Source organism: Streptomyces sp. ActVer, from assembly GCF_027270795.1.
GTDB lineage: Bacteria > Actinomycetota > Actinomycetes > Streptomycetales > Streptomycetaceae > Streptomyces > Streptomyces umbrinus_A.
The window spans coordinates 1-8,421 of sequence record NZ_JAPWHT010000447.1 but is presented as its reverse complement, the minus strand read 5'-3'; the positions used below and the strand labels follow the sequence as shown (position 1 = coordinate 8,421).

The window sequence follows — 8,421 nt, the reverse complement described above, 5'->3', positions numbered from 1 at the left end:
AGCAGCGCGCTCGCGAGCGTCAGGGCGCGCAGGCGCCGGTCGATGCGCGCACCCACGAACCAGATGCCGGCCAGGGACGCGACGCCGAACACCAGCAGTACGAGATCCGTGGACCCGCCCATGCCCAGCCCGTCCAGGAACGTGGCGATGTACGTGTACAGGATCGTGTGGGCCAGCACGAAGACCAGCGTGACGAACAGGACGGGTGCCACACCCGGAACCGTCAGGACCCGCAGGACCGGGACCCGGCCCTCCCTCCGCCGACCCGGCTGGTCCGGAACGCCCGCCGCGATCCAGCCGAGCAGGGCGACCGCGAGCACGGTCATCAGCGTGAACGTCACCCGCCAGCCCAGCACTTCGCCGAGGAAGGTCCCCGCGGGCACCCCCAGCGACAGCGCGACCGGTATGCCCGTCATCACGATCGCTGTCGCCCTGCCCTGCAGATGGACAGGTGCAAGTCGGCGGGCGTACCCGGCGAGCAGCGCCCAGGCCAGGCCCGCGGCCACACCGGCGACGAACCGGGCCGCCATGGTCAGGGAGTAGTCGGTGGAGACCGCGGTCACCGTGTTGGCGGCGGCGAACCCCGCCATCGCCGTGAGCAGCAGCCGTTTGCGCCGCCATCCCGCGGTGACCGCGGAGAGGGGGATCGCGGTGAGCGCGGTGCCGATCGCGTAGACAGTGACCGACTGCCCCATCGCGGACTCGCCGACGCCGAGGTCGGCGCTCATCGCGGGCAGCACACCCGCGGGCAGCGTCTCGGTGAGGCTCGTGACGAAGACGGCCGTGGCCAGGGCGAGGAGCGCGGCGAGAGGGAGCCCGCGGCTCTCGACTCGGCCCTGTTCTCGTATGGCTACGGCGAAGTGACAAGTAGCTCTCTGTAGTCAGAGTGGCGCTCGGTCAGGCTGAGGGGGGCGGGGGCCTGGAACCTCGCCAGGCTGGAGGGCGGCGAAGTCGGCGTGGGCCTGCTCGACGGCTTCGGGGTACGCCTCGCGCTTGGCGTGCTCGGCGAGCGCCCGGTAGATGCTGGCGACGGAGGGGTTCTGGCCCTTGCGCTTGCCCGTGGGGATGATCAGGTCAGGCTGGATCTGCTCGACGGACTCGCCGAGCGCCCGCCTGCGGAGCACGGTGTGCAGCATGTCCTCGGTGATGACCGGCGGCCGACCGCCGTGCTTGCCCTTGCGGGCCGCAGTGTCGAGACCCTCCAGCGTCGACTCCCGAATGTTCTCCCGCTCGGTCTCCGCCATCGCTGCGAAGAACGCGAACAGCAGCTTCCCCGGCCCGGTGGGGTCGTAGATGCCGAGCAGGGGCCCGGCCAGCATCTCGAGCACCAGGCCGTGGGCGGTGAGGTGGTCGGCGAGCGCGGTCAGTTCGGCGGCGTCCCGGCCGAGGCGCTTCATCTCGTACACGGTGAAGATGACCCGGCAGTGCGGGGCGTGTGCCTTGACCTCCCGTGCCGTCCTCAGCGCCTCCTCGAACTTCGGCCGGACTCGTACCCCGGTGCTGATCTTCTCGCTGAAGATCTTGTCCCTCGGGATGCCGTGCCCCGCGAGCGCGTCGAGCTGGGAGTCGAGTTCCTGCCCGAGGGTCGAGCACCTCGCGTAGCCGATGCGGATGTCAGCGCTCGGCAGGTCCGGGTCGATCGGCGCCGGGGGCGGGGTGCCCGGCCGCCACGGCTGGCCCGGGCCGCGGTCGGCTGGGGTCGGCACCCGCAGCGCCTTCTTCAGTCGCGGCACCATGGTGAAGCGGCGGGTGTGGTAGGCGGAGGCGACCGCGCCGCCGCGCGAGCGGCACGGCGAGCCGGGCTGGGCGTCACACTTCGGACAGGCGTGCTGTTCGACGTCGTCCGCGTCCGACCGGTCGGTCGGGGAAGGCTGCTGTGGGTCCGTCATAGGCTCGGATTTTCGCACAATGCAAGTCTCAGAAGGGGGTCCGTTCCGCTTTTGAGTGAGAACGGGTTCTGCGAACGAATCCGGGTTCTGCGGGGGTCCGGCGACCCATGATTGATCTTTTATGTCGCCGCTTGCCGGTCGGTTCGCCAGGAGAGGGCGACGATCAGCAGGCCGCCGCAGACGATGAAGACGTCGGCGAGGTTGAAGGTGGGCCACCAGCCGGTGTGGAGGTAGTCGGTGACCCGCCCGTCCGGGGCGCGGTCGATGAGGTTGGCCGCGGCCCCGCCGAGGACGGCGGCCAGCGCCCCGCCCCACAGACGGGAGGCTCCCGGCGCGGTGCGCCACAGCGCGGCCGCCACGGTCAGGGTGATGAGGCCGGTGGCGGCGACGACGGTCCAGGCGGGGGCGTCGGCGGCGAAGGAGAACGCGACGCCGGAGTTGAAGGCGAGCTCCAGGCCGAGCGGTCCGCCCTCGATCGGAGAGCCCGGCAGGGCCTGCTCGGCCCACGCCTTGAGGCCGAGGTCGGCGGTGGCGAGGAGGGCGGCCAGGGCCAGCAGCCCGGCCCGGCGCGCTCGGGCGCCGGGCCGGGCCGTGGTGGTGGGCGCGGTCACTTGCAGCCGTCCGAGCAGGAGGACGCCTCACCGGCCGCGGCGGGCTTGTCGTCCTCGCAGCCGTCGTCGCAGACGAGTTCGCCTTCCCAGGCTTCCTTGCCCTCCATGACGGCGAAGGCGGCGATGACGAATCCGGCGACCGGGTCGAGCCAGGTCCAGTCGAAGAGGGCGAAGGCCAGCAGGCCGGCGAAGGTGGACACCGACAGCCAGGCGCACAGCTTGGTCTCGGCGGCGTCCGCGACGACCAGGCGGGAGTTCATCTCCTGCCCGGTCTTGCGCTTGACCCGAGCGAGCCACGGCATGATCACGATCGAGATGCCGGTCAGGACGATGCCGACCAGGGAGGTGTCGGGCTTCTCCCCGCCGATCAGGTCGCGGATGCCTTCGACGGTGACGTAGGCGGCGAGCGCGAAGAATGTGATGGCGATGAACTTCAGCGCCCGGCGTTCCTTGGCCTCGTCCGGCTCGCCGCCCTTGATCTCCGCCAGCAGCCGTATCAGCACCACCACCGCGGCGGCGACCTCGATACCGGAGTCGATGCCGAACCCGATCAGCGACACCGCGCCGGCGACCGCGCCGGCCGAGATGGCGACGATGCCCTCGATGACGTTGTAGCCGATGGTGAACTTCGCGTACCGGACGGCGCGGTGGGCGGCCGGGCTGGTCACGTCGGGAACGGTGGCGGGGGCGGTGCTCATCGGGCGGGCTCCTCGGCGGCAGCGGGGGCAGGGTGGGTGCCGTAGGTGGGGCACAGGTCGACGGCCTCGCCGGTGGCCGCCAGCAGCTGCTCGGCGGAGGCCAGCAGGTCCAGCAGCTCGGGGTGCGCCAGCGCGTGCAGGGTGGCCCGCCCCTGGGGCCGGGAGGTGATCAGGCCGCAGTCGCGCAGGCAGGACAGGTGCGCCGAGACCGTGGACTGCGCCAGCCCGACGCAGGCGACCAGGTCGGTCACCCGCGCCTCGCCGTCGGCCAGGCGACGCAGGATCGCCAGGCGGGCCGGGTCACCCAGAGAGCGGAACAGGGCCACCGCCGCCGACGGCGCACCGCAGGGGGAGGTGACCACCGTCGCGGCCTCCCCATCATTCATCGCCATGGGACGATGATAGCCACGCCTGCCGATGCCACCCGGGGCGTCTCATGTGTGGGCCGACTGGCCCACCGGCTGGGTGCGTACGGCCCTGGGGCGGGTCCTTGCCCCCAGGGCGAGACTGGAGGGGACAGAGCTGCGGCGCCGGGTCGGGAGGCCGCGACGGGAACAGCGCCGAAGGAGTGATGATCATGTCGAGCACGAGCAGGCGGACCGCCGCCGCGCTGGCGGCCCTCGCGCTGGCCGGCACGCTCGCGGCCGGATGCGCGGCAAGCGACAGCACCTCCAGAGCCGCTTCCTCCCGCGCGGCCGCCGCGCCCAGCCCCTCCAGCAGCGACTGCTGGCGGTCGGGCACCTCGGGCGACGACTGGAACGACTGGGACTCATGGGGGCCCGGCATGGGGCCCGGAATGATGGACCGCGACGACTGCTCGTGGGGCCCCGGCATGATGGGCGGGCACTACTGGCAGCGCGGCGACGGCACCCCGGTGAAGACCCTGGACCAGGCCCGACAACGGGCCGACGCCTTCGCCGACCGGCTCGACCTGCACGTCGGTGAGGTCATGCAGTTCTCGAAGAACTTCTACGCCGAACTGGAAACACCATCCGGGAGGCTGGCCACCGAGATCCTCGTCGACCCGGCCGACGGTGACACCGGGATCGAGTACGGCCCGGCGATGATGTGGAACACCGACTACGGCATGCACCACGGCGGCCAGACCCAGACCCGGATCTCCCCCGACCAGGCCCAAAACCGCGCCCAGCAGTGGCTGCGCGACCGGGGCAGCAACCTGAGTGCCGACGAGGCCGAGGCATTCCCCGGCTACTACACCCTGCGCACCCTGCGCTCCGGGAAGATCAACGGCATGCTGTCGGTCAACGCCTCCACCGGCGCCGTGTGGGACCACACCTGGCACGGCACCTACACCGCCACCAGCGAGCACTGACAGACGCAGCCGATGCCACGGCCGCCCCTGACCGTGCGCTCCTACGCGCGTTGCCCGGCCCGGTCGTCACCTGGGGCACGCGGGCCGGGCACCGTCGCCGCCCGGGCGGTCAGGTCGAGGCCGAGGCGGCGGTCCATGTCCAGCTCGAACCGGCCGTAGGGGTTGACGTGCGCCCAGAAGAGCGGTGACAGTGCCCGCCGGTCCGCGTCGGTGGGGGTGTCGGCCCACTTCGGGTCGGCGAGGACCTGCTGCATCAGCAGCGTGTTGACGTGGACCAGGGCGGACTGGAGCAGGTGGAGGGCGAGCATGGACGCCTCCTGGGACTCTTTGTCCGCACCTGCCAGGTCGCCGTCCTTGCCGTAGAAGAGGTCCTTGTTCGCGCTGTTCCAGTTCTCCACGACCTGCAAGCCCTCGTGGATCTCCTGCCGCAGCTCGACGTCGGTGAGGTAGTCGCAGACGAACGCCGTACGCTGCCCGCCCGAGTTCCTCGGTCGCCTGGTAGGTGGGGTGCTTGGGGCCGCCGCGGGTGAAGCGTCGCAGGACCTGTTCGGCCACGGCGGTGCCCAGGCGCAGAGCGGTGGTGTACTTCACGATCTGGTCGTATTGCTGGCGGATCAGGTCCCAGTTGATCGTCTTGGTGGACAGCACAGGCGCCAGGTGCGGCCAGGTCTCGTCCTGACCGGCCGCCGGCCGGTACAGCTTCGCGGAGCCGATGTTCTTCAGCCTGGGCATCAGCTTGAAGTCGAGCATGTGGGCGAAGGCGAAGCCGACGATGGACGCGCCGTGGGTGTCGGTGTACTGCCGGTCGACCTCCATGTCGGTGCAGTGCCGCAGCACGCCCTCGATCATCGAGGCGACCTCGGAGGCCGAACAGGACTTGAGCTGGGAGTAGATGCACACCGACTTCCGCTCGACGTGCCAGTAGATCATCACGCCGGGGCCCCGGTAGCGCTGGTGCCACTCGGTCATCAGGTTCGAGGACCAGGAGCCGAACTTCCGGCTGTCGGACGCGCACGCAGTTGCGGTGCCCCACCACATCTCATCCCGCGCGGCGAACGTGGCGTTCACCAGCTTCACCAGCGCCGCGCGCATGTTTGCCCGGTTGACGAACAGGTGCCGCACCCGCCGCAGCGTCGCCTCGCTCTCGCCGTGCTTACCGGTCACCGCAACCCGCTTGATGCCCATGTTGGTGCCCAGCCCGAACAGCACCAGCAGCAGCCGGCGCCGCAGCACGTCCTTTGACAGGTTCTCTCTGGTGGCGACCGAGGTGAACTCGGCGATGAAGTCCGTGTCGAACTCGGCGTACTTCAGGATGTCCAGCAGGTCGATGGTGCCCCAGCGCCGCTCGATCTCGCCCTTGATGGCGACCAGGGACTCCGGCTCCTCCTGCTTGCCGCGCGGCGAGATACGGATCCACGGCTCGCCGTGCTTCTTCACAATCGCCACCCCGCACGTGGTGCCCTCCACGAGAGCCCGCTCGAAGCGGTCCAGCGACGTGCGGAGTTTGCCCTCCAGAGCGGTGATGAACTCGCCGGCGTCCTGCGGCTGCCCCAGGGCCGCGTAGTGCACATCCCGGTTGTCCTCGAAGTCAGCGGGCAGGTCGTCCTCCGGGTTGCGCCACCGGTTCGCGCCCACCACCCAGATCTCCCGCCGCCGCAGCGCGTCCCGCAGCGACACGAGCACACACAACTCGTACGGGATGCGCTCGACGCGGCCCTTGTCGTCCACCACTGCCGCCCGCCACTGCTCCGCGACCACGCCCACCAGCGGCACCGTCTCCGCCGCGTCGAAGAACGCGCCCTCCTTCAGCGGCTGCTCCAGATAGCGCCCCAGCAGGTCGATCGCGTCCATCACCGGCCGGTAGGCGGTGTTGTTGCACTTCAGCTCCAGCGCCTTCAGCAGCGGCGACAGCATCCGCCGCCAGTGGGCCGAGTACGACGACCGCAGCACGGTGCGGACCCGGGCCTTGTAACGGGCCTCGTTCGCTGCGGCCTCCGCCGCCAGCGCCTTGAGCGTCTTCTCCCCGCCGACCACCGGGAAGATCACCCGCCGCACCGTGCCGGACGGCTCCGACAGCGCCGCCTCCGCGACCCTCAGCAGCATCCCCTCCTTGCCACGGACCTTCTTCAGCTCGGCGTTCAGCTCCTTGTCGACCCTCCGCTCCGCCCGGGTGTTGATCTTCAGTACGAGCTGGATGAACAGGTCCACCAGCGAGTCGGTGATCTCCGTCTGCCGCACATGGCACAGCGTCGCCAGCAGCGTCAGGCGCCGCGGCGGCTTCATACGCTCCAGGTTCGCCGGGTACTCCTTTGACGCCCGCGCCCGCCAGGCGTCCACCAGCTTCTCCGACACGTCCGCGAACAGGTCGGCGGGCAGCTCCAGCTTGTTCACCTCCGCCAGTAGACTCTCCAGCCCCGGCGCCCCGGGGTCGGTCTTCAACTCGGCGAAGTGCGAGCGCTCGCCGCCGACCACCGCGCCGTCGGCTCCCTCATCCGTCCCGTCGCCCGCGATCAAGTCCTCCAGCCGCGAGCGGGTCGCGTGAGTGAGCCGGTCCAGCGTGCCGCGGCAGAACCCGGCCTCGAAGTCCTTCACCGCTTTGCCGACCAGGCGCGGGGCCTGTCCCGGGGCCGGAGGCTCGATGTGGTCGTTGCGGCAGCGGGCCACCACCGCGGCCTCCAGCCGGTCCCTCGACAGCTCCACCGGGCGCAGCTCGGCTGCCAGCCACCCGGCCAGCCGTTCCTGGTCCTCCTCGGTGTTCGCCCGGAACCCGTACGCCGCCCGGATCTCGCCCCGGTGACGCTTGATCGCCTTGCCCTGCCAGTCGTAGTCCGCCCACTCCCCAGCGGGGACCTTCACTTGCTGGGCCACGTACGCCACCGCGGCCGCCGGCACCTCCCCGGCCGACTCCGGGAACCAGGCCTCCACCTCGAAGAACTTCAGCAGCACCGCGAAGCCCAGCCGGTTCGCCCCGGACTTGTTCCGCAGCCGCTTCATGTCGTCTTCGAGCAGCGTCCAGACCTCGATCAGGTCTTCCGGCTCCCAGTCCTGCCGCACCCTGCACCCTCCGCCCCACCCGTGATCACTCATTCAGCTCAACGAGGCGACCACTGAGGGGAAACGAGGCCAAGAAAGTTACACAGCGCTACATGTCACTTCGCCGTAGCTATACGAGAACAGGGCCGACTCCCTCGGCCTCCCTGGGGGATCCGGTCGGATCTGTGGTGTGGGTGCTCATGCCGCGTATGCTCGAACCCTCACATTGATGTGAAGGTCAAGCGGCGGAGTGCGAGGTCGGTCGGATGCGGATCGGAGAGCTGTCGGAGCGCACCGGCATCCCGCGGCGGTTGCTGCGCTACTACGAGGAGCAGGGGCTGATCACGCCCGAGCGCTGCGAGAACGGCTACCGCTCCTACGACGAACGCCTGGTGGACCGGGTCCAGCAGATCCGAGGACTGCTCGACGCCGGACTGCCGACCCGGATCATCAAGCAGATCCTGCCCTGCCTCGACGGGCCCGGCACCATCCACTTCCCCGATCCGACCCCGGAGATGCTGGCCACACTGGAACTCGAACTCGACCGCATGACCCGGCGCATCGACTGCCTCGCCCGCAACCGGGACGCGATCGCCGCGTACCTCGAAGTGGTACGCGGCGACGGGCGGCCCATGGGCGACGGTCGGTCGTCCGTAGAGGCCTGATCGGTTCAGGCGGCCCGTTCCCGGGCCTGCTGGGCCGCCTCGCGTACGGAACCGCGGTGCACGGGACCGTGACCGGGCAGCAGGACGTCACCCGAGAGGGCCTCGAAGGCGTCCAGCGAGGACAGTGCGCCGGGGAGGTCCCGGTGGAACATCGTGGGCAGCAACTGCGGGCCGCTCGCGCGTGAGGTGGGG

At 70.4% G+C, this 8,421-nt stretch carries 8 protein-coding genes and 2 pseudogenes; 2 read left to right on the top strand and 8 right to left on the bottom strand.

The features are described from left to right. The 5 genes from O3Q52_RS43485 to O3Q52_RS43465 form a co-directional block, all read right to left on the bottom strand. A partial coding sequence (locus O3Q52_RS43485; RefSeq protein WP_269654046.1) for an MFS transporter occupies window positions 1–848 on the bottom strand: 848 nt, incomplete at its 3' end. Between the two features lie 33 nt (window positions 849–881). After that, window positions 882–1,889 (bottom strand): recombinase family protein, encoded by a 1,008-nt coding sequence (locus O3Q52_RS43480; protein WP_269654044.1) that lies wholly within the window; start codon window positions 1,887–1,889, stop codon window positions 882–884. A 119-nt stretch (window positions 1,890–2,008) separates the two neighbouring features. Next, complete coding sequence (locus O3Q52_RS43475) at window positions 2,009–2,500, bottom strand: signal peptidase II (protein WP_269654043.1); 492 nt, start codon at window positions 2,498–2,500, stop codon at window positions 2,009–2,011. Continuing rightward, the gene (locus O3Q52_RS43470; protein ID WP_269654042.1) at window positions 2,497–3,198 is read right to left on the bottom strand and encodes a cation diffusion facilitator family transporter; all 702 of its coding nucleotides are present in this window, start codon (window positions 3,196–3,198) and stop codon (window positions 2,497–2,499) included. The genes O3Q52_RS43475 and O3Q52_RS43470 overlap by 4 nt, the downstream gene beginning before the upstream one ends. After that, complete coding sequence (locus tag O3Q52_RS43465; RefSeq protein WP_269654041.1) at window positions 3,195–3,590, bottom strand: helix-turn-helix transcriptional regulator; 396 nt, start codon at window positions 3,588–3,590, stop codon at window positions 3,195–3,197. Before O3Q52_RS43465 ends, O3Q52_RS43470 begins: the two co-directional genes overlap by 4 nt. 185 nt (window positions 3,591–3,775) lie before the next feature. On the opposite strand from O3Q52_RS43465, the gene O3Q52_RS43460 reads away from it, so the two are divergent. After that, window positions 3,776–4,531 (top strand): hypothetical protein, encoded by a 756-nt coding sequence (locus tag O3Q52_RS43460; protein ID WP_269654040.1) that lies wholly within the window; start codon window positions 3,776–3,778, stop codon window positions 4,529–4,531. A 41-nt stretch (window positions 4,532–4,572) separates the two neighbouring features. Here O3Q52_RS43460 and O3Q52_RS43455 read toward each other — a convergent pair whose 3' ends face one another. Together O3Q52_RS43455 and O3Q52_RS43450 are read right to left on the bottom strand one after the other, a co-directional pair. Further along, window positions 4,573–4,950 (bottom strand): Tn3 family transposase, encoded by a 378-nt coding sequence (locus O3Q52_RS43455; protein WP_269654045.1) that lies wholly within the window; start codon window positions 4,948–4,950, stop codon window positions 4,573–4,575. A gap of 112 nt (window positions 4,951–5,062) precedes the next feature. Then, window positions 5,063–7,525 (bottom strand): annotated as a pseudogene (locus O3Q52_RS43450) (Tn3 family transposase); the annotation flags it as partial. Window positions 7,526–7,830: 305 nt separating this feature from the next. Here O3Q52_RS43450 and O3Q52_RS43445 point away from each other — a divergent pair. After that, window positions 7,831–8,229, top strand: a complete 399-nt coding sequence (locus tag O3Q52_RS43445) for a MerR family transcriptional regulator (protein ID WP_269654039.1) — start codon at window positions 7,831–7,833, stop codon at window positions 8,227–8,229. 5 nt (window positions 8,230–8,234) lie between these two features. Here the strand turns inward: O3Q52_RS43445 and O3Q52_RS43440 are convergent. Beyond that, window positions 8,235–8,421 (bottom strand): annotated as a pseudogene (locus O3Q52_RS43440) (MBL fold metallo-hydrolase); the annotation flags it as partial.

Excerpts from the sequence above, each read along its gene's own strand:
- O3Q52_RS43480 (WP_269654044.1), bottom strand. The coding sequence starts at position 1,889 with ATGACGGACCCACAGCAGCCTTCCCCGACCGACCGGTCGGACGCGGAC.
- O3Q52_RS43470 (WP_269654042.1), bottom strand. The coding sequence starts at position 3,198 with ATGAGCACCGCCCCCGCCACCGTTCCCGACGTGACCAGCCCGGCCGCC.
- O3Q52_RS43465 (WP_269654041.1), bottom strand. The coding sequence starts at position 3,590 with ATGGCGATGAATGATGGGGAGGCCGCGACGGTGGTCACCTCCCCCTGC.
- O3Q52_RS43460 (WP_269654040.1), top strand. The coding sequence starts at position 3,776 with ATGTCGAGCACGAGCAGGCGGACCGCCGCCGCGCTGGCGGCCCTCGCG.
- O3Q52_RS43445 (WP_269654039.1), top strand. The coding sequence starts at position 7,831 with ATGCGGATCGGAGAGCTGTCGGAGCGCACCGGCATCCCGCGGCGGTTG.